The organism is Donghicola tyrosinivorans, assembly GCF_003003355.1.
Taxonomy (GTDB): Bacteria; Pseudomonadota; Alphaproteobacteria; order Rhodobacterales; family Rhodobacteraceae; genus Donghicola; species Donghicola tyrosinivorans.
Genome location: NZ_PVTQ01000012.1, coordinates 52,332 through 76,296, shown reverse-complemented (window position 1 = coordinate 76,296; position 23,965 = coordinate 52,332). Strand labels below are relative to the sequence as shown.

The 23,965-nt window shown below is 59.8% G+C and carries 25 protein-coding genes and 1 pseudogene; 13 read left to right on the top strand and 13 right to left on the bottom strand.

Features of this window, described 5'->3' with window-relative positions; all coding sequences use genetic code 11:
* Positions 1-101 precede the first annotated feature (101 nt).
* Both zapE and CLV74_RS15860 read left to right on the top strand, forming a co-directional pair.
* A complete protein-coding gene (zapE, locus tag CLV74_RS15865; protein ID WP_106266677.1) occupies positions 102-1,169 on the top strand; it encodes a cell division protein ZapE in 1,068 nt (355 codons plus the stop codon).
* A 533-nt stretch (positions 1,170-1,702) separates the two neighbouring features.
* Positions 1,703-2,230, top strand: a complete 528-nt coding sequence (locus tag CLV74_RS15860; RefSeq protein ID WP_146134969.1) for a hypothetical protein — start codon at positions 1,703-1,705, stop codon at positions 2,228-2,230.
* 3 nt (positions 2,231-2,233) lie between these two features.
* Here the strand turns inward: CLV74_RS15860 and CLV74_RS15855 are convergent, their stop codons facing one another.
* From CLV74_RS15855 to CLV74_RS15840, 4 genes are all read right to left on the bottom strand, one after another.
* Positions 2,234-3,508, bottom strand: a complete 1,275-nt coding sequence (locus CLV74_RS15855; protein ID WP_106266673.1) for a bifunctional folylpolyglutamate synthase/dihydrofolate synthase — start codon at positions 3,506-3,508, stop codon at positions 2,234-2,236.
* Entirely contained in the window at positions 3,505-4,443 is a 939-nt protein-coding gene (gene accD, locus CLV74_RS15850) for an acetyl-CoA carboxylase, carboxyltransferase subunit beta (protein WP_106266671.1), read from the bottom strand. Before accD ends, CLV74_RS15855 begins: the two co-directional genes overlap by 4 nt.
* Positions 4,444-4,506: 63 nt before the next feature.
* A complete protein-coding gene (locus CLV74_RS15845; RefSeq protein WP_170108077.1) occupies positions 4,507-5,409 on the bottom strand; it encodes a CPBP family intramembrane glutamic endopeptidase in 903 nt (300 codons plus the stop codon).
* Positions 5,406-6,338 (bottom strand): CPBP family intramembrane glutamic endopeptidase, encoded by a 933-nt coding sequence (locus CLV74_RS15840; RefSeq protein ID WP_245888571.1) that lies wholly within the window; start codon positions 6,336-6,338, stop codon positions 5,406-5,408. The genes CLV74_RS15845 and CLV74_RS15840 overlap by 4 nt, the downstream gene beginning before the upstream one ends.
* Positions 6,339-6,600: 262 nt before the next feature.
* On the opposite strand from CLV74_RS15840, the gene CLV74_RS15835 reads away from it, so the two are divergent.
* The 5 genes from CLV74_RS15835 to CLV74_RS15815 all read left to right on the top strand — a co-directional run bounded on the left by CLV74_RS15835 (position 6,601) and on the right by CLV74_RS15815 (position 11,691).
* Positions 6,601-7,182 carry a hypothetical protein gene (locus CLV74_RS15835; protein ID WP_146134968.1) on the top strand — a complete coding sequence of 194 codons (582 nt, stop codon included), beginning with the start codon at positions 6,601-6,603 and terminating at the stop codon, positions 7,180-7,182.
* A gap of 148 nt (positions 7,183-7,330) precedes the next feature.
* Complete coding sequence (locus CLV74_RS15830; protein ID WP_106266662.1) at positions 7,331-8,101, top strand: DUF6478 family protein; 771 nt, start codon at positions 7,331-7,333, stop codon at positions 8,099-8,101.
* 15 nt (positions 8,102-8,116) lie between these two features.
* A complete protein-coding gene (locus CLV74_RS15825) occupies positions 8,117-8,488 on the top strand; it encodes a hypothetical protein (RefSeq protein WP_106266660.1) in 372 nt (123 codons plus the stop codon).
* A 102-nt stretch (positions 8,489-8,590) separates the two neighbouring features.
* The gene (locus CLV74_RS15820; RefSeq protein ID WP_106266658.1) at positions 8,591-10,615 is read left to right on the top strand and encodes an NADPH-dependent 2,4-dienoyl-CoA reductase; all 2,025 of its coding nucleotides are present in this window, start codon (positions 8,591-8,593) and stop codon (positions 10,613-10,615) included.
* 170 nt (positions 10,616-10,785) lie between these two features.
* Positions 10,786-11,691, top strand: coding sequence for a LysR family transcriptional regulator (locus CLV74_RS15815; protein WP_106266655.1), 906 nt, complete (start codon positions 10,786-10,788; stop codon positions 11,689-11,691).
* A 4-nt stretch (positions 11,692-11,695) separates the two neighbouring features.
* Here CLV74_RS15815 and CLV74_RS15810 read toward each other — a convergent pair whose 3' ends face one another.
* The 4 genes from CLV74_RS15810 to CLV74_RS15795 are packed head-to-tail and all read right to left on the bottom strand — an operon-like array spanning position 11,696 to position 14,623.
* The gene (locus tag CLV74_RS15810) at positions 11,696-12,619 is read right to left on the bottom strand and encodes an OmpA family protein (protein ID WP_106266653.1); all 924 of its coding nucleotides are present in this window, start codon (positions 12,617-12,619) and stop codon (positions 11,696-11,698) included.
* Positions 12,616-13,188, bottom strand: a complete 573-nt coding sequence (locus CLV74_RS15805; protein WP_106266651.1) for a peroxidase-related enzyme — start codon at positions 13,186-13,188, stop codon at positions 12,616-12,618. Before CLV74_RS15805 ends, CLV74_RS15810 begins: the two co-directional genes overlap by 4 nt.
* Positions 13,188-13,901 carry a GNAT family N-acetyltransferase gene (locus CLV74_RS15800; RefSeq protein ID WP_106266649.1) on the bottom strand — a complete coding sequence of 238 codons (714 nt, stop codon included), beginning with the start codon at positions 13,899-13,901 and terminating at the stop codon, positions 13,188-13,190. Before CLV74_RS15800 ends, CLV74_RS15805 begins: the two co-directional genes overlap by 1 nt.
* On the bottom strand, positions 13,901-14,623 hold the full coding sequence (locus CLV74_RS15795; RefSeq protein WP_106266647.1) for a competence/damage-inducible protein A: 723 nt from the start codon (positions 14,621-14,623) through the stop codon (positions 13,901-13,903). The genes CLV74_RS15800 and CLV74_RS15795 overlap by 1 nt, the downstream gene beginning before the upstream one ends.
* Before the next feature lie 115 nt (positions 14,624-14,738).
* Here CLV74_RS15795 and sfsA point away from each other — a divergent pair, with 115 nt between their 5' ends.
* Entirely contained in the window at positions 14,739-15,470 is a 732-nt protein-coding gene (gene sfsA / locus CLV74_RS15790; RefSeq protein ID WP_106266645.1) for a DNA/RNA nuclease SfsA, read from the top strand.
* Positions 15,471-15,540: 70 nt separating this feature from the next.
* On the top strand, positions 15,541-16,356 hold the full coding sequence (gene map, locus CLV74_RS15785; protein ID WP_106266643.1) for a type I methionyl aminopeptidase: 816 nt from the start codon (positions 15,541-15,543) through the stop codon (positions 16,354-16,356).
* Between the two features lie 116 nt (positions 16,357-16,472).
* On the opposite strand, the gene rsmD is transcribed toward map, so the two are convergent.
* Together rsmD and CLV74_RS15775 are read right to left on the bottom strand one after the other, a co-directional pair.
* On the bottom strand, positions 16,473-17,042 hold the full coding sequence (gene rsmD / locus CLV74_RS15780) for a 16S rRNA (guanine(966)-N(2))-methyltransferase RsmD (RefSeq protein ID WP_106266641.1): 570 nt from the start codon (positions 17,040-17,042) through the stop codon (positions 16,473-16,475).
* Complete coding sequence (locus CLV74_RS15775; protein ID WP_106266837.1) at positions 17,039-18,247, bottom strand: NAD(P)/FAD-dependent oxidoreductase; 1,209 nt, start codon at positions 18,245-18,247, stop codon at positions 17,039-17,041. Before CLV74_RS15775 ends, rsmD begins: the two co-directional genes overlap by 4 nt.
* Before the next feature lie 92 nt (positions 18,248-18,339).
* Between CLV74_RS15775 and CLV74_RS15770 the strand changes: the two genes are divergently transcribed.
* The 4 genes from CLV74_RS15770 to CLV74_RS15760 all read left to right on the top strand — a co-directional run bounded on the left by CLV74_RS15770 (position 18,340) and on the right by CLV74_RS15760 (position 20,400).
* The gene (locus tag CLV74_RS15770; RefSeq protein WP_106266639.1) at positions 18,340-18,828 is read left to right on the top strand and encodes a peroxiredoxin; all 489 of its coding nucleotides are present in this window, start codon (positions 18,340-18,342) and stop codon (positions 18,826-18,828) included.
* Between the two features lie 155 nt (positions 18,829-18,983).
* Positions 18,984-19,127 carry a hypothetical protein gene (locus tag CLV74_RS22865; protein WP_170108076.1) on the top strand — a complete coding sequence of 48 codons (144 nt, stop codon included), beginning with the start codon at positions 18,984-18,986 and terminating at the stop codon, positions 19,125-19,127.
* Positions 19,128-19,166: 39 nt separating this feature from the next.
* Positions 19,167-19,331, top strand: coding sequence for a hemin uptake protein HemP (gene hemP / locus CLV74_RS15765; RefSeq protein WP_106266835.1), 165 nt, complete (start codon positions 19,167-19,169; stop codon positions 19,329-19,331).
* 205 nt (positions 19,332-19,536) lie between these two features.
* The gene (locus CLV74_RS15760) at positions 19,537-20,400 is read left to right on the top strand and encodes a delta-class carbonic anhydrase (protein ID WP_245888570.1); all 864 of its coding nucleotides are present in this window, start codon (positions 19,537-19,539) and stop codon (positions 20,398-20,400) included.
* Positions 20,401-20,476: 76 nt separating this feature from the next.
* Here the strand turns inward: CLV74_RS15760 and CLV74_RS15755 are convergent.
* The 3 genes and pseudogenes from CLV74_RS15755 to CLV74_RS15745 form a co-directional block, all read right to left on the bottom strand.
* Positions 20,477-21,331 (bottom strand): annotated as a pseudogene (locus tag CLV74_RS15755) (ABC transporter permease); the annotation flags it as partial.
* An 18-nt stretch (positions 21,332-21,349) separates the two neighbouring features.
* The gene (locus CLV74_RS15750) at positions 21,350-22,624 is read right to left on the bottom strand and encodes an ABC transporter permease (RefSeq protein ID WP_106266635.1); all 1,275 of its coding nucleotides are present in this window, start codon (positions 22,622-22,624) and stop codon (positions 21,350-21,352) included.
* Between the two features lie 154 nt (positions 22,625-22,778).
* Positions 22,779-23,879 (bottom strand): extracellular solute-binding protein, encoded by a 1,101-nt coding sequence (locus CLV74_RS15745; RefSeq protein ID WP_106266633.1) that lies wholly within the window; start codon positions 23,877-23,879, stop codon positions 22,779-22,781.
* Positions 23,880-23,965: the final 86 nt, after the last annotated feature.

Sequence of the window (23,965 nt, the reverse complement as noted above, 5' to 3'; positions counted from 1 at the left end):
CAAAGCATTCTGTCGAAAAGGTTTAATTCTGGTTTCAATATGTGATTTTCCAGCACATCAGGCACTTGGCGGATCGGCCGCTGCGCGATAGGTGATTTCCTATGACCCAGAGCCTGCAAAACATTTACGCCGACATGGTTGCCAAGGGGGAAATCCACGCGGATCCCGCTCAGGAAGCCGTCATGCCCGAGTTCGAGCGCATTCGCGCAGAGCTTGCAAAGCCCGTCAAAAAGGGCCTGTTCCGCAAAGCGCCCGAGCCGCCCAAGGGTCTGTATCTTTGGGGTGGGGTTGGTCGCGGCAAGTCGATGTTGATGGACATGTTCGTCTCGCATCTGGATGTGCCGGCGCGGCGGGTCCACTTTCACGCGTTCATGCAGGAAATCCACGCGGCCATGCATAAGGCGCGGGCTGATGGTGTCGAAGACGCGCTAAAACCGGTGGCCAAGTCGATCATCGATGAGGTCAAGCTGCTGGCCTTCGACGAGATGCAGATCACCGATATTACCGATGCGATGATCGTGGGGCGTCTGTTCCAGATGTTGTTCGATGCGGGTGTGGTTGTGGTGACCACCTCGAACCGCGTGCCGGATGACCTGTATAAGAACGGTCTGAATCGTCAGCTGTTCCTGCCCTTTATCGCGATGATCAAGGAAAAGCTGGTGGTCTGGGAAATGGTCAGCCCGCGCGATTACCGTCAAAACCGTCTGGCAGGGAACCCCAGCTACTTTTACCCCGCCGATGCGGATGCGCGGTCCGAGATCGCCAGCATCTGGCAGGACCTGACGGGGGGCAAATCCTCGGCCCTGCATTTGACCGTTAAGGGCCGCACGGTCGAACTGCCTGATTTCCACAATGGCGTTGCCAAGGTCCGTTTCCATGATCTGTGCGGCAAGCCGCTAGGTCCCGCCGACTATCTGGCCATCGCCGAGGCCGTGCGAGTGCTGATCCTTCAAGACATCCCGATCCTCGGGCGATCAAACTTCAATGAGGCCAAGCGCTTTGTGACGCTGATCGACGCCCTCTATGAAGCCAAGGTCCGCCTGATCGCCAGTGCCGCCGACCGGCCAGAGATGCTTTATGTCGAAGGGGACGGTGTTTTCGAATTCGAACGCACCGCCAGCCGCCTTCGGGAAATGCAGTCCGAAGGCTGGGGGCAGTCAGAGGGCTAAATCCCCTTTTTTTTCGTAGAAAATTGTTTTGGGCGTCCGCGAAATATCGCGGACGTTTTGCGTTGTGCGGGCGACTCACAGCAGGGCTATCCTTTCAAGAATGGCGAATCTGTACTGCAATCCCGTCATTTCAAAAATGCACGACGGAAGTTTTCGCGGCTAACGTATAGGAACTACTGTTAATTTCTGCCCCGCAGAGAAATGAGGAATGCCTTGACTTTGGGAAACATGATAGGTCCGAAGCGGACCTGAAGTCTCAATGTGTAACTAATATTTACTAATCGACGACCGACTCGGGCCTTTCGGATAGGCTTTGTTTCCTTAAGAAAAAAGGTGCAAACAGAGTGTAGGATATAGGAGATACCCATTTGGATATTAAAGCATACGTAAGACCGTCTATTTGTCCGTTAGATTAAATAATATGGTGATTGGTATAAATTTGGATGCCTGGGGTTGATCTCATGGAGACCGAAGACACAACAATTGGACTTTTGCCTATCTATCGGGCCTGCGGATATATCCCTTTTGGAGATGTGTCGGGTCTGACCTTCGTCGCGAACGCGGCAGGCGGAATTTGTTTTGAACGTACCACCGCGCCAAACCATTTGGTCGCGAATGACGCACGCCGATCTTGGGCGAATGCCCATCGTAAGGCGACTGGCGCGACGCCGGCGCTTCCGGTTCTGTTGATCACAGACAAGGCCGAGGCTTTGGGCGTCATGACAGAGATGTTGACCGGCCACGGATATCAGGTGGCCGGCGCTGACAGCCTGTCTGTGGGCCTGTCGATGCTGCTGCGATCCGGTATGGCGTTCCAGTCGGTTGTTCTGTGCTTGGAAGGTCGCGGAACCACCCGCGAGATCGCAGAGGTTCTGCTGCCGCATGTGATCTCGGCCGCGCCGGGAGCAGTGCTGTTGACCCGTCCCAATGCAGGAAACCTGTCCGTCGCACGGGAATACCTGCCGTCGGGCAGCATCATCACATTGCCCGCGACCGAAACCGAAATTCTGGCCGCGATCGTTGCTGCCCCGAAACGCGCTGCCCGCCGGTTGGCCTACTAAGGTTCAGCCGTTCGACCGCAGTATATTGCCCGCAAGATAGAGGGAGCCGCAGATCAAAATGCGGCTCTCTTTGTTTTGTGCGCGGATGGTCGCAAGGGCTTCGTTGACCGAGTGGGCCTCATGGGCAGGGATGCCCGCTTTTGTCGCTGCCGCAACCGTCACATCCGCGGGCAGTGTATTCGCCTCGCCAGGGATCGAGACTGCGTGCAGGCTGGCCACATGAGGGGCCAGCGGGCGCAGATAGCCGCCGATATCCTTGGTGTTCAGCATGCCGCAGATCAGATGGGTTTCGCGCTTGGGCATCTGGGCCAGTGTGGCGGCAATCGCCTCGCCTGCTGCGGGGTTATGACCGCCGTCCAGCCATAGATCACTGTCACCTGCTGCCTCGACTAGCGGGCCGGTTTTTAGGCGCTGCATCCGTGCGGGCCAGAAGGCTTTGGTCACAGCAGCCTCACAGGCGGCCTCATCTGCACCCAGATGGCGCAGAGCAGCCAGTGCGGCGCCAGCGTTCATGATCTGGTGCGGACCGGGCAGGTTGGGCTGGGGCAGATCCAGTAGGCCCTGTTCGTCCTGATAGATCAGGCGGCCATTCTCGGTGCCGACATGCCACTGCTGTCCATAGGCCAGCAGGGGGGCGCCAAGACGTTCGGTGCGGGCTTCAATGACCTCAAGGCCTTCGGGCTTTTGCGGACCGACCACGCAAGGAACGCCACGCTTGATGATACCGGCTTTCTCGCCTGCGATCTCGGCCAGCGTTTCGCCAAGGAATTGCTGGTGGTCCAGATCGACGGGGGTGATGATGGTCACTGCGGGCTTGTCGATCACATTGGTGGCGTCCAGACGCCCGCCAAGACCCACCTCAAGCAGGGTGTAATCCGCCGGTGTCCGCGCAAATGCCAAAAGAGCCGCGCAGGTGGTGATTTCAAAGTAGGTGATATTTTCGCCGCCGTTCTTGGCGTAGCACTCATCCAGAAAGGCGGTCAGGGCCTCTTCCGAGATCAGCTCTCCGGCCAGACGGATGCGTTCATGAAAGCGGGCCAGATGCGGCGAGGTATAGGCATGGACACGCTTGCCCATTGCCTCAAGGCCCGCGCGGATCATGGCCTGCGTGCTGCCTTTACCGTTGGTGCCCGCCAGGTGGATGACAGGCGGCATGGCGTTTTGAGGATTGTCCAATGCCTCAAGCAGGCGCCAGACGCGGTCCAAGGTCAGGTCAATGACCTTGGGGTGCAAGGCCATCATCCGCTCAAGGATGGCGTCGGAACCTGTCTGGGTCATTTCGGCTCGGCGTCCGGTGTTGTTGCGGGCGCTTCCTCTGCCTCTGCGACGGGGGCAGGCGCGGGAAGGTCACCGGCCACAACGGGCGATTGGCCCATCAGCATGCGGGTGATGGTGATCAACTCTTCGCGCAGCTGGGTGCGCGGGGTCACGCGGTCCAGCATCCCGTGATCCAGAAGGTATTCGGCGCGCTGGAACCCTTCGGGCAGCTTTTCACGGATGGTCTGTTCGATCACGCGGGGACCGGCAAAGCAGATCAGCGCGTTGGGTTCTGCGATCTGGATGTCGCCAAGCATGGCATAGGACGCGGTGACGCCGCCCGTGGTGGGGTGGGTCAGTACGACGATATAGGGCAGGTTTGCTTCTTTCAGCATCTGCACCGCAACAGTGGTGCGGGGCATCTGCATCAGGCTCAGGATGCCTTCCTGCATGCGCGCGCCACCTGCGGCCGAGAACAGTACGAAAGGCTTGCCAGTAGCGACAGCACGTTCGGCACCCGCGATGATCGCGTTGCCCACATACATGCCCATCGAGCCACCCATGAAGGTAAAGTCCTGCGCCGCCGCCACGATGGGGGTACGGCCGATTTCGCCTTCAGCGACCAGCATGGCTTCTTTCTCGCCGGTCTTTTTCTGGGCCGCCTTCATGCGGTCGGGGTATTTCTTCTGATCGCGGAAGTGCAGCGGATCGGTGATCGGCTCGGGCACGTCAATCTCGGCAAAGGTGCCGCCGTCGAAAAGGTGCTTGAAGCGGTCACGCGGGGTGATCGCCATGTGGTGACCACAGCTTGTGCAGACGTTCTGGTTGTCGCTCAGTTCGCGGTGGAACAGCATCGTCCCGCAGGATTCACATTTGGTCCACAGGTTCTCTGGCGTATCGCGACGCGAGAAGAACGAGTTGATGGTCGGGCGGACGTAGTTTGTGATCCAGTTCATCGCTTACCTCTGGGCCAAGTGCGGCAATGGCGCACAGATAAGGCGATGGGCCAGAGAATGCAATCAGCGGCGTATCACTATGCGGGCGGCAAGCCACAGGACCACCGGCATGGCAAGCTCTGAGGCGTAGTAAAGGTCGAACCACGGCATAGCCATGCCCTCATCGCTATGGGCATCAAACGCGGGGAACAGCAGCAGGGCAAGGCCGGAATCAACACCCTCTTCGGCCCAGAACATGAAGGCGAACAGGTTATTGGCCAGATGATAACCGATGGCGGCGGCCAGACTGCCGGTGCGGGCGGTCAGGTCAGAGGCGGCCATCCCAAAGACAAACGCCCATACCACATATTGCATGGCATAGACCAAATCTGCGTCGCGATCGAAATGGGCAAGGCCGAACAGCAGGTTCACGGCGACCATCCAGATGATCGGATTCTGGAACCGCGCGGCCAGTTGCTGCTGCAGATACCCACGGTACAGCATCTCTTCGGCGGTCACCTGTATTAACAGCGCGGCGACAGATAGGGGCAGCAACACCAGCCGTAGCCACTGAAACTCGGCCCCCTCATAGCTGTAGAACGGCGGGGCCAGTTCCGTGGCGACAAAGACCAGCAGGCAGCCGGTTGTGACTTTTATCACCGTTGGGCCAAAGCCTGTCAGGTCACCCAGCAAGGTCCAGCCACTGCGGCTGTGATGCGCCCATGTGATGAACACTGTCGCCCCGATGAGAAATGAGAACGAGGCCAGCTCGATCAGTAGTCCGGGATAGTTCTGGCCCCACTCATAGCCGTCGATCAGCGCGGGATAGCCGATCAACTCGCCGATCAGCGTCACAAAAAGGCCGGTGGCCCCGCGGGCCACATAATAGGCGGCCTCGATCAGGGCGTAGCCGATGACCAAGGTCCAAAGAGTGCTGCGGGGCTTCGCAGGGGCGATAAACGCGAGATGCGGGGCGTACTGGTTCATCTGCGAAGGGCGATCCGAGCGCACAGCCATGACACCAGCAGCGAAAGTAGGTCCACTGGCAGAGCGGCGCGGATGCTTTCGGCCTCGGACATGTCGTGGGGCAGGGTGTAGAGGGACAACCCCGACAGGTTGCCCTGATAGGACAGGATCAGGATGGCAAAGCCGTTGTTTACCATATGCAGCGCCAGCGCTGGCCCTAAAGTGCCAGCCCGCGCGGTCAGGTCCGAGGCCGCCAGCGAAAACAGTGCCGCCCAGATTGCCACAGGCATTGCGTTGTCGCCCAGAGTGCCCGGAGTATAATGCCCAAGCCCGAACAGAATGGCAGGCACAGAGATCCAGACCGCAGGGCGCGCGAAGCGGGCAGCCAGATGCTGTTGCAGGTAACCGCGAAAGATCATCTCTTCGGTGGCGATCTGAACGCCGATGGCGATGACTGCGAAGGGCAGCAGGGCAAGCCAAGCGTTTGTACCCAGATTGCGCACCAGTTCGGTGTCTTGGGACCACGGTGGCAGAATGGCGATGACCAGTTGCAGCACGACCAGATACAGAGCCACGCGGCGGAACTGCCGCCAGCACAGATCCAGCGGACCAAGCAGGTCCAGCAACCTGCGCCCGTGGACCAGAGCCAGCGCCAAGGCCAGCCCTCCGGCCATTGTCGCAAAGCTGAACAGCAAGGCTAACATGCCTGCTGCGCTTTGGCCGCTTTCAGCCTCGGCCTGTAGATCATAACCAAGGGGCAGGGTCAGGCCCTGAAGGATGGTCCAATAGAACGAGCCCAACCCGAAGCCTGCCACAAGCATGACCATCATGCCAATCGGCAGCCGCCACGGCTCGGGGCGGGTTGCGGCATTGCGGGCAAGGGCATCATGAGGGGTATAGGGGTGCGCAGGGGCCATGGTGCCAGTATTAGCAGCGACAGGGCCAAGCACAATCGGACATGATCGCCGCGCACCGAAAACCCTGCGGTCTGTGAGGCGGAGTGATACCGAATTTCCTGCCTGTCAGCAGTGAAGCGAAGGCCAAACTTTCAAAATTTGTGGCAGAAAGTCTCATTCAGATAACTTTTGGGTTGCCAAAAGGGCCTTCGTTTGGTCGGTAATGCAGGCCGGATGCCACTTTGGGGCCGGAGTGTGCTGTTTGGGTCCGCACAACTTTAACTAAAGTATGCGGGCGCAGGGTTTGGGGGAACCTGTGCGTTATTTACTTGGCATATGTCTGATTGCGTTTGGTCTGTCGGCCTGCGTCGAGACGGGCGGGACGGCGCTTACGCCGCGGGCCGTGGTGATTGCAGACGGCACGATGCAGATCAAAGCGCCGCCGTCTTATTGCGTTGATCTGGCCCATACGAAGGACAGCCGTGAATTGGGTGCATTCGCGCTGGTCGCCAGTTGTCAGGCCCTGTCCAGCAGCGAGGCATCGCCCGCGATCATGACCGTCTCGATCGGGGCGCAGGTGGGTGCGGATGCGATCACGCTGGATGCGCTGGTCAAGGCGTTGGATGGGGGTAAAATCCTGTCCAAGGAAATGCGCGGCGACGTGGCTATTGTCCATTTGGGTGAAGGCGGACGCCGTGTGGTGCCGGGGGGCGATCCCCGTTATTGGCGGGCAGCCAAGGTTGTAAACGGGCGGCTGGTCTCGATCGCGCTCTATGCGCGGCAAGGGGCCCCTGCGGCGGGCGATGCGGGCCGTTCGATTCTGCTGCGTCTGATGGGCGGGATCAGCGCCACGAAAACAAGCGCCGCCGCCGCAGTTGTTGCCGGATCGGCATCATAAGTTTCGGACAATGTCTGTCCGGTTTTGCGTAAATCGTTGTGCTAGTTGAGAATGTTCGGATTTCTTGATGATTTTCGGGATTAGGGATTTGTTTTCTCAAAGACTTTCCCGATAAAGAGAACAATGGAACGCGGGATCGGACTGAGAAATGGCTAAGCTAAGACGTGTGATGAACGCGCTTTTCTTTCGGCGCACGCTAAAGCGCTGGCGGGATGTGGCACGCCATGCAGAGACCACCGAATTGTCTCGTTTGCGGCGTCAGCGGACACGGGCGGAACTGCTGGATTATCAGTTGGCCGAGGTGATCGCTGCGGCTGACCAGCGTCTGGCCCTGCCCCACATCGGGTCCGAGATATTTTCGCGTCCACGCGATGCGGATTGGGCATGGCGTCCGATGCTGTGGCGCCGTCCGATCCACCATAAAGGGATGGTCGGTGCCCGCAACGGGGATGCCTTCAGTGATGAGGCCAAGGTGTTCCACGACTGTCCCCGAAGCGAGCTGGTGTTGCGCCAGTTCCGCAACAGCCGCGAAGAGGACATGGCCCCCTTCAGCGTCCGTATGGAAGTCTATGACTTTGACGGCAGCTTTCTGTCGATTGCGGTGGCCCTGCCCGATGAGGCTTTGAAAGGACTGCGCCGCAAACACCTTGTGCGTATGGACATCACCGTCGAAACCGAAGAACCGATCGAGCTGTTCGCCCGCCTGAATGTCCGCCACGGCCCCAACAATGAACAGATCGTCCGTGAGGTTGATTTGCGTTCAGGCTCGGACACGGTGGAATTCGATCTTGGCTATAGCAATATTAACGAAAAGCGGCTGGAAAGCGCCTGGGTCGATCTGATCTTTGAGCGGGCGCGGATGAACCAGATCACAATTCGCGATCTGACCTTCTGCCGCCGCCCGCGCGCCGAACTGTAACTTGGAGCTTGTGCAATGATGAACGTGACCTTGACCAAGACTCGCATCCTTGAAGGCGTGTGGCATGGTGTTCTTAGCTGCTCGACTTCTGAGGACGGCGGCCCCTCGATCGAGGTGACCCATCTGGGCCAGCCCGTAGACGGGGTTAGCGTTTCGCCGCAGGATGGCGACTGGTTGCTGCGGGTTCCGATTCCGGCTGAAAAGATCTCGGACGGGGTGCAGACCTTTATCATCCGCGATGTGACCACGGATGAAATCCTTGAGACGTTTTCCATCATGGCAGGCGATCCGCTGTCGGGCGATCTGCGGGTCGAACTGAACCTCTTGCGCGAAGAGCTGGACCTGTTGAAACGCGCCTTCCGTCATCACTGCCGGACCACCGGTTAAGGCCGCCGGTACCCTGCCCCTGACGCCGCGCCATGTGACGCGGCGTTGCGGATGACAGGGCGTTGGATTTGGTGCCAACCTGCACGCAAAGGGGAGGCACCGATGACAGACTATCCGCACCTGTTGGCACCACTGGACCTTGGTTTTACCACGTTGAAGAACCGTGTCCTGATGGGCTCGATGCACACTGGTCTGGAAGAGACCCGTGACTGGAACCGCGTGGCGACCTTCTATGAGGAACGCGCCAAAGGCGATGTGTCCCTGATCGTCACTGGCGGCATGGCCCCCAACCGTGAAGGTGGCGTGTTCCCCGGTGCGGCTGGCCTTTTCAGTGCCGATGACATTGCGAACCACCGGATCGTGACGGACCGCGTCCACGGGGCAGGCGGCAAGATTGCCATGCAGATTCTGCATGCAGGCCGCTATGCCTATGGCAAGGATTGCGTCGGGCCATCTGCGATCCGCTCGCCCATTTCTCCTTTTCCGCCGAATGAACTGGATGAAGACGGGATTGAAAAGCAGATCGCAGATATCGTCACTGCCGCCGTTCGCGCCCGCGAGGCAGGTTATGACGGGGTCGAGATCATGGGCTCGGAAGGGTACTTCCTGAACCAGTTCCTTGTGACCCACACCAACCGGCGCGAAGACCGTTGGGGCGGCAGCTATGAAAACCGTATGCGCCTGCCGGTCGAGGTGGTGCGCCGCGCCCGTGCGGCTGTGGGCGATGACTTTATCATCATCTTCCGCCTGTCGATGATTGATCTGGTGCCGAATGGCAGCACCCATGAAGAGGTGGTGCAACTGGCGCAGGCAGTTGAGGCCGCAGGCGCGACGATCATCAACACCGGCATCGGCTGGCATGAGGCGCGTATTCCGACAATCGCCACCAGCGTGCCCCGCGCTGGCTTTGCTTGGGTAACGAAAAAGCTGATGGGCAAGGTCGGGATTCCGGTGATTACCTCAAACCGGATCAACACGCCCGAAGTGGCCGAACAGGTGCTGGCCGACGGTTGCGCCGATATGGTCAGTCTGGCCCGTCCGTTTCTGGCGGACAGCCAGTTCGTGGCAAAGGCGGCCCGTGGCCGGTCCAAGGACATCGCGCCGTGTATCGCCTGCAATCAGGCCTGTCTGGATCACACCTTTGGCGGCAAGATCAGCACCTGTCTGGTGAACCCCCGCGCTTGCTATGAAACCGAACTGGTGATCACGCCCACCGATGCGCCTAAATCAGTGGCGATTGTCGGGGCGGGGCCTGCGGGATTGTCGGCAGCTTTGACCGCCGATCAGCGCGGCCACAAGGTTACGTTGTTCGATGCCGATGCCCGCGTGGGTGGTCAGCTGAACATGGCCCGTCAGGTTCCGGGCAAAGAGGAATTCCACGGGCTGGTGGATTGGTTTGAGGCGCAGGTTGCAGCCTCGGGCATTGATCTGCGTCTGAACACCCGTGTTGCTGCGGCCGATCTGGAGGGCTTTGACGAGGTGATCATCGCCACCGGCGTTGCCCCCCGTGATCCGCAGATCGAAGGTCAGGACGGCCCGAATGTGCTGTCCTATATAGATGTGCTGGCAGGCAAGGCCCCTGTGGGCAAGACCGTGGCCATTATCGGCGCGGGTGGCATCGGCTTTGACGTGGCCGAATATCTGGTGATGGATGACAGCCCGACCGAACACCTTGAAGAGTGGCGCGCGGAATGGGGCGTGGGCGATCCTGAAAAGACCCGTGGCGGTCTGGCCGAGGCTGGCCCCCAGCCCACGCCGCCTGTCCGGCAGGTCACACTGTTGCAGCGCAAAGCCGAACGGCCGGGCAAGCGGCTGGGCAAGACCACCGGCTGGATCCACCGCGCCAGTCTGGCGATGAAGGGCGTGAAGATGCTTGGCGGCGTGAACTATGAACGGATCACCGCCGAGGGGCTGCACATTAGCCAAGGCGAGGCCCGCGAGAACCCGCAGGTTCTTGATGTGGAAACAATCATTCTGTGTTCAGGGCAGGTTTCGCGCCGTGATCTGGCCGATGCGCTTACAGATTCAGGCAAGAATGTGCATGTGATCGGCGGCGCGGACGTGGCTGCAGAATTGGACGCCAAACGGGCGATAAATCAAGGAACTCGCCTTGCGAATATGCTCTAACTGAGGTTTTTGCAAAGATATGGTTCCTAAGGGCGTAGCGAAACGACAGTTTTGTCGTTTCCATATGCCTAACGATTATCCATTTACCCTGATATTGTCCCCCCTCGGCCCCACTCTTGCCCAATTTCAGCGGGATACAGTCCTTGAGGATTTTAGTTCGAGGGATTGTTATGGATCGGCTTACCGAAATGGAGGCTTTCGCAACGGTTGTTGACCAAGGTGGGTTCACCGATGCGGCCAAAAAGATGGGAATCTCCAAATCTGCTGTGTCCAAGCATGTGTCCAGTCTGGAGGCGCGTCTGGGGGCGCGCCTGTTGAACCGCACCACGCGCCGCGTCAGCCCGACCGAAATCGGTCTGGCCTACTACGACCGCGCGCGCCGTGTTCTGACGGATGCAGGCGAGGCGGATGCACTAGTGACTTCCATGCAGGCGGCGCCGTCGGGCCAGCTACGTATTTCGGTAGCGACCGACTTTGGCGTAAACCACCTGAGCCCGGTGATTGGCGATTTTCTGGCCACCTATCCGGACATCAGCGTCAACATGGTACTGAACAACCGTTACGTCGAGTTGATCAGCGAAGGCTTTGATCTGGCCGTGCGTATCGGTGAGCTGGAAGACAGCACTCTGCGGGCCCGCAAGCTGACCGACACCAACCGCCGCATGATCGCCTCGCCCGCGTATATCGAGCGTTATGGCCGTCCCAAGCGGATTGATGATCTGAACGAACACAAGCTGCTGCATTACTCCAGCCAAGCCAATGGCAGCGTCTGGAAGCTGACCGCGCCTTCGGGCGAAAAACGTCAGATCCGCACCGGCGGCTGGCTGAGCGTCAACGACGGTCAATCGCTGCTCAACGCGGCGGTTGCGGGTCTTGGTATCGCCTATCTGCCCTCGTTCCTTTACGCCGAGGCGCTGGAGCGTGGCGAGGTGGTGGATGTGATCCCCGATCTGCCAATGGAGACACAAGGCATCTACGCGGTTTACCCGCCGGGTCGCTTTACCCAGCCCAAAGTCCGCGCCTTCATCGACTTTCTGGTTGATGCCTTCGCGGAAAAAGGCCCGAACAGCTGGTAAGGCTTTACTGCTTCAGCAACACGACTTCGACACGCCGGTTCGCTTCGCGACCGGCGTTTTCCATGTTGCTGGCGACGGGTGCCAGATAACCCGCGCCTTGGGCGTCCACCTGTGCGGGGGGCACGCCGTAGCGGTCCAGCAGGCTGCGGCGTACGGCCTGTGCACGCACTTTGGACAGATTGGTGTTGCCAGACAGCGACCCGACCGAATCCGTATGGCCGACCAGCACCACTTGCGCGGTGGGATGCTCTTTCAAATAGCCCGCCAGCACTTCGAGCGAGGCAAACGGCCCTTTCCCAAGGGTCGAGGCGCCGGTCTCGAACGTCAGATCATCCAGAACCGCGTGGCCAACGGACAGCATCCGTTGCAGCGGGGGCGTGGCGTAGGAAATTTGCGGAGTGGCGGTGATTGGCTCAGCAGGTCTGACTGTTTCAGGCGTTTCGCCCACAGAATCGGGGCTGATCTGCACCATCTGCACATAGGTTCGGTTGCTGGTCTGGCTGACCAGCAGGGTCATCGCGCCACCATCGGGCAGACGGGCGGACAGAAAACGGAAATCGCGCAGGTTCACGAACATCTCCGGCCCCGGCGCTACATAAGTCGCGAAGCGGAAATCAAAGCCGCCGCAGGTCAGGGTATCGCAGGAAAAGATGATCTCGATATCTTGCGCCTTCAGGCCGTCGATCAAGGCGCTCATCACTCGGTAAGAGCTTTGCGGCGGTGCCCGCCAGACCGAGACCGAACGCAGCCCCTCGATCTCTTCGCTGGGGACGATGCCTTGGGCGTAGGGGCCGGTGGGCATGGCATAGTTGTCTGCGGCAGGTGCCAAGGACAGCACCTGCTCGGTACCCGCAGGTAGGGGCAGTTCCAGAGCCGTGGCGGCGTTGGCGGCAAGCACGCAGCCAAGCAAACAGAGAGTACGGATCATCGTGCTAGCGCGTGATACTCGGGGTTGGGGCGCATATCGGTGGCCGAGGCCATGCGGTTCGTCATGTTATAGAACCCCGCGACTGAGGCGATGTCCCAGATGTCGCGGTCGGTGAAACCGTGATCGCGCAGGGCTTGGCGGTCAGCCTCTTCAATGGTGGCGCTGGCCAGCGTCATCTGTACTGCGAAATCCAGCATGGCCCGCTGCTTGGGGGTGATATTGGCCACGCGATAGTTCATCGCCAGCGCCTCGCCCAAGGCCGGATCGCCGGACAGCTGCCGAACAGCCGCGCCGTGGGCCACAAGGCAGTAGAAGCACTTGTTGTGGCTGGAGACAGTGACAGCGATCATCTCGCGTTCCAGCTTTGTCAGGCCGCTGTCTGCCAGCATCAGATCATTATACATCGCCGTGAAGGCGTTCAGCTTGTCGATGTCGAACGCATAGGCTTGCAGGACATTGGGGATCATCCCCAGTTTGTCCTGACAGATATCAAAGTATTTCTGCGTTTCTGGCGGCAGTGGATCAACCATCGGCAGGTCAAGCGCGGTGGGACGAGTGTCTTTGGTCATCATGCCTCCTTCAAGCGGTAGTGGTACTGTCCCACAACCAGCATCCCCAAGGAAGTGTATAGCGCGTTGGCAGGCACGTTCCTGCGCGTCACAAGCAGGGTCAGTTCCTTGGCCCCGTTGCGGTGCGCCCACTTGGCGGCGGCATACATGAGGTAACGACCAAGGCCCTTGCCGCGATGGGCGGTGATCACCTCTAATGCGTGCAGCATGGCGATGCCGTTGTGGATCGCCACAAAGGCGCAACCCGCGGCGCGGTCATCGGTGCGGCCCAGAAGGAAGGTCTTGGGGCCAGCGGCCCGCTCCATTACGGCGATGCGCTCGGGTCCGATCCCGCCTTCTGCCCAAAGCTCGCGGGCGATGGCCAGAGGTGTCTCGGATTCAAAGGTGGTGACGGGCGGGATATGGGCCTGCGCTACGGTGGAAGGTTCCACAGTGTATAGATGCACCGGATCAACGACTTGGTATCCTTGGTCGTCCAGCATCTGGTCCAGCGCCTGATCGACGGGGCGCAGCATGAATAGGTGCGGCTGGTGCAATGCATCCTGCGCTGCCAGAGCCTGCGGGATGTCCTCTGCGCTAACCTCACAGGTGGCCGAGACCGCCGACACCCGCTTGCCGCCCCCTTGGCCCTCACGGATCAGCCAAGGTCCGTTGCAGGTGATCTTGGCGGGCGGCCATGTGGCGTCAACCACATCAAAGTAACTCAGATCCATCACAGCCCCAATGTGTCAGCCAGTTGCGTGGCAGCAGCATCAATCCGCACGCCATCGGTGCCACGGATCACGATGTTCGAGCCATAAACCCCGTCCCGCTGGAAGGGGTAAGAGCCGATGGAAAGGTCGGTGAATTCTTCGGCCAGCGCACGCAGGGGGATCGCGATATCGCCTTCGCCGCGCATGATGCAGATGGTTTGCGACAGCAGCGGTGCACCACCTGTCAGGGTCGGAATGACGCTGGCCACCATCGCGTTGAATACCGAAGGCACCCCTGCCATCACATGGACATTCTCCAGCTTGAAGCCCGGTGCGGTGCTGACAGGATTGTCAATCAGGGTCGCGTCGTCGGGGATACGGGCCATCCGTAGACGCGCGGCGTTCAGCTCTTGCCCGCGGGCGTCATAGTGGGCCTGTAGCAAGGCGCGGGCATCGTCGCGCACATCGATGTGCTTGCCAAAAGCGGCGGCGATGCAGTCGGCGGTGATATCGTCATGGGTCGGCCCGATGCCGCCCGATGTGAATACATAGTCATAGGCACCGCTCAGGGCCTTTACTGCTGCAACGATGGCGTCATGGTCGTCGCTGACCACGCGCACCTCTTTCAGGTCGATCCCCGCGTGGGTCAGCTCATTCGCCAGATGGTGCATGTTCGCATCGCGGGTGCGGCCCGAGAGGATTTCGTCTCCGATGACCAACATGGCGGCGGTGGGGTTCGGCATCTTTTGCGCTCCGGTTCAGCAGTGTTCGGGGCAGAGGTTAGGGCAGTGGGTGGGTGGTTTCCATAGCGCACGTGCGGATTTGCCAAAGGGGCGCAGGGGGCCTAAAGCTTGGCCTATGGAATTTGCGACCCCTTTGATCCCCGCGCGGCTGATCCGCCGCTATAATCGCTTTCTCAGCGATATGATGCTGGAAGACACCGGTCAGGAAGTGCGTGCGCACTGTCCCAATCCCGGCGCGATGTTGGGGCTGAAAGATCCCGGTATCCGCTGCTGGCTAGAGCCGAACGATGATCCGAAGAAAAAGCTGGATTACGGCTGGCGGCTGGCCGAACTGGACGGCGGTCACATGGCGGGGATCGATACCAGCCTGCCCAACCGCGTGGTGGGCGAAGGGCTGAGCGCGGGAATGGTGCCGGAACTGGCGGGCTACGACCTGATCCGCCCCGAGGTGAAATACGGCAAGAACAGCCGCATCGATTTCCTGCTGACTGGCGCGGGTCTGCCCGATGCCTATGTCGAAGTGAAAAACGTCCACCTGCGCCGCATGGATGACTGGGCCGAGTTTCCCGATTGCGTTACTGCCCGCGGGGCCAAGCATCTGGCTGAGCTGTCGGATATGGTGGCGCTTGGTCACCGCGCCGTGCTGTTGTTCCTGATCCAGCGCACCGATTGCGGGCGGGTGAAAGTGGCGGGCGATCTGGACCCCACCTATGCCGCGGCTTTTGACGCTGCCCGCGCGGCAGGGGTCGAAGTTATCGCCCACGGCACCGAGATTGACACACGCGGCGTGCGCTTTGGCGCGGCGCTGCCCGTTGACGCGGCGTCTCAATCGGGTGGGGGTGCTTAGAATGCAGGGCCTCTGGCATAATGTGCGGAAGTTATTTAAGGAAAGCACAGAGTTTGAGAAGGAGAGCGCGGTGAGAACCAAGCACGACGGACGCGTGACCAAAGATGGTATCCGCATTCATTCGGAAGCGGATTTTGCCGGCATGCATAAAGCTGGCCGTGTGGCTGCGCAGATCCTTGACGAAATCGCCGAGCATGTGTTCCCCGGTCAGACTACCGGCGAGATTGATCGCATCATCGAGGAAAAGGTGAATGCGTCGGGCTCGACCAGTGCAACGATTGGCTATCGCGGCTACAAACACGCCAGCTGTATCAGCGTGAACCACGTGGTTTGCCACGGCATTCCCGGTGATAAAAAGCTGAAAGAAGGCGATATCCTGAACATCGACGTGACCGTCATTGTCGATGGTTGGTTCGGTGACACCAGCCGCATGTATGTGGCAGGCAAGATGCCCCGCAAGGCCGAGCGTTTGCTGCAGGTCACTCATGATGCCCTGATGCTGGGGATCGAGACTGTGAAGCCCGGCAACACCTTTGGCGACATCGGCTACGCGATCCAGAGCTATGTGGAAGCGCAGCGCATGTCGGTTGTGCGCGATTTCTGCGGCCACGGTCTGGGTCAGGTGTTCCACGCGCCGCCGAACGTGCTGCACTATGGCCGCAAAGGCACCGGTCCGGTTCTGGAAGAAGGTATGTTCTTCACTATTGAACCCATGGTTAATCTGGGCCGCCCCGAAACCAAGGTTCTGGCCGATGACTGGACCGCTGTGACCCGTGACAAATCGCTGAGCGCGCAGTTCGAACATTCGATCGGGGTGACGGCGGACGGGTTTGACATTTTCACCCTGTCGCCTGCGGGCAAGTTCCACCCGACCTATGATGTCTGAGGACTTGGCCAATCTTCGGATCGGGTGAGTATTTTTGCAATAAAGAAGCCCCGCAGGTCATATTCGACCGCGGGGCTTTTTGATTTGGGTGATTTGGGCTTGTGGCGCCGTGAGCTTTAAGGTGCTGGGGCACGCAGCAGGGTGATCCACGTATCCCCGTATTTGCGTTGGTCCAGCAGGGTGAAGCCTGCGGGGGTGGATTGCGGGGCGTTTTCTTCCCAGATCAGCAAGGCGCTTGGGGCGATCCAGCCGCCGTCTTGGGCCGAGGCGATGGCCTTTTCCCCAAGGCCTTTACCGTAGGGCGGGTCAAGGAAGATCACCTTGAAGGGCGCACCGTCATTGCGTTTGAGGTCGGTGGCGTCGCGGCGCAGCAGGCGGGTGGTGCCGATGGCGCGGCATTTGTCGATATTCTCGCGGATGAGGGCGCGGGCCTTGACCCCTTCGTCCACAAAGGTGACTTGGGCGGCCCCGCGCGAAAGGGCCTCGAACCCCAAGGCGCCGGTACCTGCAAAGAGGTCCAGCACACGGGCATCCACCACCGGAGAGATGCCCCCATCAAGGCTGGCCAACACGTTGAACAGGCTTTCACGGACGCGATCCGAGGTGGGGCGCAGGTGAGCCTTGGCATCACCTTCGCCGACCTCGGCCAGTTTCAGGCCGCGCAGGCTGCCAGAGATGATCCTCATTTCAACAAGGCCTTCAGGTCAGTTTCAGGGTTGCCGACGGCCTCTTTGGCGGGGGATTTTCCGTTCTCGATCAGGCGTTTGCCGACCATATAGGCGCGGGGATCGTTCATGGCGTCAACGGCCAGCAGGGTATCGCCTGCGTAGTACCAGTAGGACACCGAGCCTGCGCCGCTGTCGCGGGTGACGATATTATCATAGCCGGTGTTGAGGCCCGCGATTTGCAGTTTGGTGTCATACTGGTCCGACCAGAACCACGGCATTGGCAGGTAATCCTGATCCGCCCCAAGCATGTTGCGGGCAACGGTCAGGGATTGATCGATAGCGTTCTGGACGCTTTCCAGACGCATGCGCTTGCCCTTGTAGGGGAAGCTGGCGCAATCGCCCGCAGCCCAGATGCCGGGCACGTTGGTTTGGCCCTTGATGTCTACAGCGATGCCGTTGTCCAGCGTGATCCCTGCGGATTCTGCCAGACCGTCATTCGGGGTGATGCCGACACCGACGATGACCAGATCCACATCCAGCATGGTGCCATCCGCCAACTCGGCCTGGGTGACATGGCCGTCGGTGCCGATCAGGCGGGCAAGGCCGATGCCTTCGCGGATGTCTACCCTGTGGCTTTGGTGCAGGGCGCGGAAATAGTCTGCGGTCTCAGGCGCGGCGACGCGGCCAAGGATGCGGGGGGCGGCCTCGACCAGAGTGACCTGCATCTGGCGCTTGGCGCAGACAGCAGCGGCCTCAAGCCCGATGTAGCCACCTCCGACGATCAGGATACGGCGGCCTTCGGTGGCATGGGGCGCGATGGCGTCGATGTCGGCCAACGTACGCACGGTGTAGACCCCGTTCAAATCACCGCCGATGGCCGCAGGCAAGGTGCGCGGGGTCGAGCCGGTGGTCAGGGCCAGTTGGTCAAAGGCGATGCGCTCGTCCCCGACCAGCAGGGTTTTGGCGGCTGTGTCGATGCCATCTACGCGAGTGCCAAGGCGCAGGGTGATGTTGTTCTCGGCGTACCATTCTGCAGGGCGCAGGTAGAGGCGGTCCATCGCCATGTCACCAAGCAGATAGGCTTTGGACAGGGGCGGGCGCTGATAGGGGGGTACGGGTTCGTCTCCGAAGATCGTGATGTTCCCGTCAAAGCCTTGTTTCCGCAGTTCCGCAACCAAAGTTGCTGCGGCCTGACCTGCGCCTATCACTGCAATATGGGACATTCTGAAAACCTCGCCTATGTTAGCGTCATCGGACAATTGAACCGACATAACCGCAGGATCCCTGCGAGTGCAATTCTGCAGAGAGGTAAGATATGACCATTTCCACCGGACAGGCTTTGCCAGAGGCCAATTTGTTGCGTTTGGGCGACCAAGGGCCCGAATCTGTGGCGCTGGCCGACAAGGTCAAAGGCCGCAAGGTTGTCATTTTCGGTTTGCCCGGGGCCTATACCGGTGTGTGCAGCACCGCTCACGTTCCCAGCTTTATCCGCAGCAAGGATGCGCTGGCCGAAAAGGGTGTTGAAGAGATCATCTGCGTGTCGGTCAACGATCCCTTCGTGATGGCCGCGTGGGCCGAATCGACTGGCGCGAAAGAGGCGGGGCTGACCTTCCTTGGCGATGCGGACGGCAGCTTTACCAAGGCGCTGGGTCTTGATTTCACCGCGCCGCCCGCGGGCCTGATTGGCCGCTCCAAGCGGTTCGCGATGGTGGTCGAAGACGGCACCGTGACCCTTCTGAACGTTGAGGAAAGCCCCGGAGTTTGCACTCTGTCGGCGGGCGAAGCGGTGGTTGACGCCCTCTGATCTGCCTGAATTGATGGCACGAAAGGCCCGCTGCTGCGGGCCTTTTTTATTTGCGCAAGGAAGGGCCTTGACTAAACCGACTAAAAAAGTCAGGTTTAGGTCAGCCAGCCTTCAACGGGTCAGCCAGTTGCCATTCTTAGACGGATTGCTTTGACATGACCCAAGATCAGAAGACCCGAACTGCCCGCAGTCTGCGCGAGCGCGCAGCCGACGTGCGGGCGATCCTTGCCGAGTTGTCGTGGCCCGTCGATCTGGATACCGAGCGCCTGCTGGACCGGATCGAATTTGGCGACCGCTGAACCCCTTCGCCCCGACAACCGGAGACACGCAAGATGACCATGATGCCTACGACTTTCCGCACCGCCAGTGCCCATTCGCCCGAACTGCCCCTGCACCTTGCCGAGGAACTGACAGGCGGGGGCGCTCAGGCCCTGATCCAGCTGGGTGACCAGATATACACCCTTCGGATCACCCGTCAGGGCAAGTTGATCCTGACCAAGTAATCCTCAGGAGGCGTCTTGTAGGATCGTAGGAAGGGCAGGTGCTGCGGTGCCAGCCCTTCTTTCGTTTTGCCAACGTTATAGGGTATTGGGGTAAAAGATTACTTCTTAAGGTATATTAAACTTTTGTTAGAACAGTTTCCCTTTAGTGTCGCTGGACAAAATTTGCAGCTCTGCAATTTTCTTTAACGATGTAAGGGAGTTTTCCATGAAAATCATGACAACCGGTCTATCGGTAACGGCGTTTCTTGCGGCAAGCATAGCAGCTGTCGCGGGAACCAGCGAACATGCAGAGGTGGCAGATGCTGTGATCGACGCACAGCGCGCTGTTTTGGCCGAGGCGACAGAAGACGCAGGCTTTGGTCCCCAGTCGCCCCGCGATCTGCGCTACACTGTGGGTGGCAACCCGCGGGTGTTCTCGATGGCACCTCCTGCCAGCCAGATGAACCTGTGCAACATCCACTTCCATGATGGTGCTGAACACGCGGGCGGTCAGTTCTCGACCTTCCGTGGCAATGGTGACGGCGAAGGCTGGGGTACCGGTTACGTCTATGACGGCGATTTGACCGAGGCCGAACTGGCGCCGCTGGCCGCACCGATCGGAACTGGCGAGCATGGCCTGCTGCAGTCCGGCCAGACCATTGAGGTCCACTTTGTCCACACCACCAGCGACATTGAACCGGGTCCGACCCTTGGCGCATGTCTTGCGGATTCGACCGGCAACCCGCAGCTGCGTGTTGAGACGCAGGTGATGGTTCTGGTCAACGATGCAAACGCGATCGATTTCCGTACGCTGGCGGATGTCCAGCAGGTGAACGGTTATTGGCAGGCACCGAATGTGCCGGAAAACACCGGCACGCCGATCGCCTATCTGGGTTCGACCACTGGCCCCAGCTACAATGAAAAGGCCTCGCCGTTTCAGGTCACTTGGTCGGTTCGCCCCGAGGTGATCAAAGTGGACATCAACACTGTTGGCGCTTGGTATGCGGATAACATGTTTGACGAAGATCACGCGCACGGGGTGCGCAATCTGGTCACGAACGTCGATCTGCTGTCGCCGATCAACCAGTAATTCGGCCTGACGCTTAAAAAGAAAGGGGAGGATACGTTGGTATCCTCCCCTTTTTGTTTGTCGATGTGCCCAAGGCTTAGCCGGGGCTCATGCCGCGCAAACGCTCGCTGCGGCGGCGCAGCAGTTCTACGGTGGTCAGTAGCGCAATCGAGATCACCACGAGGATCGTCGCAACCGCCAGAATGGTGGGCGAGATTTGTTCACGCAGACCGATGAACATCTGCCAAGGCAGGGTCTTCTGACCGGCCGAGCCGACCAGCAGCACCACGACCACTTCGTCGAACGAGGTGATGAAGGCGAACAGGCCACCCGAAATCACGCCGGGCAGGATCAGCGGCATCTGGATGCGGAAGAACGTGGTCACCGGATCGGCCCCCATGTTCGCTGCCGCGCGGGTCAAGCTCTGGTCAAAGCTGCTGAGGGTCGCGGTCACGGTGATGATCACGAAGGGAATCCCCAGTGCCGCGTGGGCCAGCACAACACCCGCCAGCGTGCCCTGCAGGCTGACGCTAGAGTAGAAGAAGAACATACCAGCCGAGGTGATGATCAGCGGAACGATCATCGGCGAGATCAGCAGCGCCATGATCTGGCGCTTGAAGGGAACGTGCGGCTGGCTCAGGCCGATGGCCGCCAGAGTCCCAAGGCTAACCGACAGCAGGGTCGCCAGCGGCGCGATGATCAGCGAGTTGCTGAACGCTTGCAGCCAGCTGTAATCCCCGTTCGCCCCAAGGAAGTCGCGGTAGTGCTTTAGCGAATACCCCTCAGGGTCCAGCCGCAGCATCTCAGGGGTGAAGGTGAAGAAGTCCTGCGCATTAAAGCTTAGTGGGATCACGATCAGGATTGGGAAGATCAGGTAAAAGAACACCAGACCGCAGAAGACGCGGAACGTGTAGTACCAGATTTTCTGCCCGAAGGTTGCGTATGTGGGAAGGGTGGTTGCCATGATCTCTTATCCCAGCTTCACGTTATCGATGCCGACAAGCTTGTCGTAGACGTAGTAGAGCAGCAGAACGATCACCAGCATGATGGTCCCCAGCGCCGCCGCCAGACCCCAGTTTCCAAGGGTCGAGAACTGGAAGTAGATCCGGTTCGAGATAAAGGTGCCGTCTGCACCGCCCACCAGTTCGGGGGTGATGAAGTAGCCAACCGCCAGAATGAACACCAGCAGGGCGCCCGCGCCGATACCGGGTGTGGTCTGCGGAAAGTAAACGCGCAGGAAGGCGGTGGTGTTGGTGGCCCCCAGCGACTTTGCCGCACGCAGATAGCTTGGCGGGATGGTTTTCATCACCGAGTAAAGCGGCAGGATCATAAAGGGCAGCAGGATGTGTGTCATTGCGATCACCACGCCAAGCTGGTTGTTGATCAGGCTCAGACGCTCGGTAAAGCCAAGGGCGATCCAGATGTCGTTAATCACGCCCTGTTCCTGCAGCAGAATTTTCCAAGCCGAGGTTCGCACTAAGAGCGAGGTCCAGAAGGGCAGCAGAACAAGGATCATCAACAGGTTCGAGGTCCGCAGGGGCAGGTCCGCCAGCAGCCACGCCACAGGATAGCCGATAACCAGCGTACAGAAGGTGATCAAGGCGCTTAGCCAGAGGGTCCGGATCATCAGCTTTTGGTAAATGCGCTGATCGGGGTCCTTCATCTGAACGCCTTCTATTGTGCGCTCGGCGTCAAAGGCGGCCATATAGTAGCTGCCGGTGTAATAGCCCGAGTTGGCCTTGATGGTGGCCCAGTATTCGATCTTGCCCCAGTCCTTATCGACGTCCAGCATCTCGGCCTTAAAGTCGGTGATCTCTTCAATCTTCAGACGAGAGATCGCGCGGCCCGATTTGCGGAACAGCGAGGACATGCCGGGGGTTTCATAGTTGAAACGGCGACCCAGTTGGGTGTGCTGTTTGTTCTTGAAGGCGGCCTTGAAGTCGATGGCCATCGCCTTGAACGCGGCCTCGGACGGCAAATCGCCGGACTGGGGGTCCCAGTCCTCAAGAGCGACGACCACGTTGGGAATGATGTCAGGGATATAGTCGGTGCCAGCTGTGTTCTGGATCGAACGCATCAGCATCGAGCCGATGGGCATGATGAACGAGACCAGTACAAACAGCAGCAGCGGCGCGGTCAGCAGCAGCGCCCGTCGTTTTTGCCGTCGTAGTGCCCGGGCGAGACTTTGCTTTAGCGGAGTGCCGTCGGCAGCCATCATCGGGCCATTCGTCGATGTATCAGCCATGTGTATCCCTGTTGAAGGTCAGCGCCGGTTGTCCGGCGTCATTTGAAAAGGTTGTTGGGCAAAGCCCTGAAATCGGCTTGGCGCAAGAACCTTGAAGTTTCGGGAAGAAAGCGGGGTGGAAAGGGGGCGCGTGGCCCCCCTTCCGAGGTGCAGATTACTGCAGCAGCCATGCCTGGTACTGTGCGTCCAGGTCATCGCGGTAGCTTGCCCACCAGTCGTAGTTGAACAGGAAGGTGTTCTGTGCGTTGTTGGGATCGGTCGGCATGTGGGGCGCCATTTCGATGCCCAGTTCTGCGTGCTGACCAACCAGCGGTGCCGACGATGCGCGTGCGGGACCGTACGAGATGTACTTGGCCTGATCCGCCAGACGCTGGGTGTCGGTTGCGAACTTCACGAAGTCCAGTGCGCGGGCTTCACGGTCTGCGGGCAGGTTGGCGGGGATGATCCAGCCGTCCAGGTCGAACATCTGCCAGTCCCACAGCATGCCGATCGGCTGGCCCTGCTCGGCGATCGCCGAGAACAGACGACCGTTGTAGGTCGAACCGATCGAAACTTCGCCGTCTGCCAGCAGCTGCGGGGTTTCCGCGCCTGCCGACCACCAGACAACGCTGTCTTTGATGGTGTCCAGCTTGGCGAATGCACGAGCGACGCCTTCGGGGGTCTCAAGAGTGGTGTAAACGTCGTCGATTGCGACGCCGTCACAGATCAGAGCCCATTCCATGTTGCCAATCGGGCGCTTTTCCAGCGCGCGCTTGCCAGGGAACTTTTCGGTGTCGAAGATGTCGCAGACGCTGGTGGGAGCTTCGGGCAGCAGGTCGGTGCGGTAACCGAAAGTGGTCGAGTACACGATCTGGGGAATGAAGCAGTCGCTGACGATCAGATCGCCGAAGTCTTCCGATGCTTTGGTGCCGTCGGGGGCATCTGCCAGCATGGTGTCGGGATCGATTTCCAGCGCCAGGCCTTCGTCGCAAAGACGCATTGCGTCCGCTGCGACAACGTCAACGACGTCCCAGGTGATGTTGCCAGCTTCTGCCATCGCGCGCAGTTTGGTCACCGCTTCGGCCGAGCTTTCGTCGGTGATGACTTCCAGACCATCGTTCATGGCCTGATAGGGTTCTACGTAAGCCTTAACCTGGCTGTTCTGGTAAGCACCGCCCCACGACACAACGGTCATCGAGCCGGCCATTTCCGCCGATACAGCGCCAGCGGCGATGGTCAGAGCGGTGGTGGTCAACATCAGTTTGGTGAGTTTCATGTTATACTCCCTGTTAGCGCCCGGGTTGGTTCTTGTCGGGTTCTGGCCCCGGGACTGGCCTGCCACCCTAATCCTCACAGACCCTC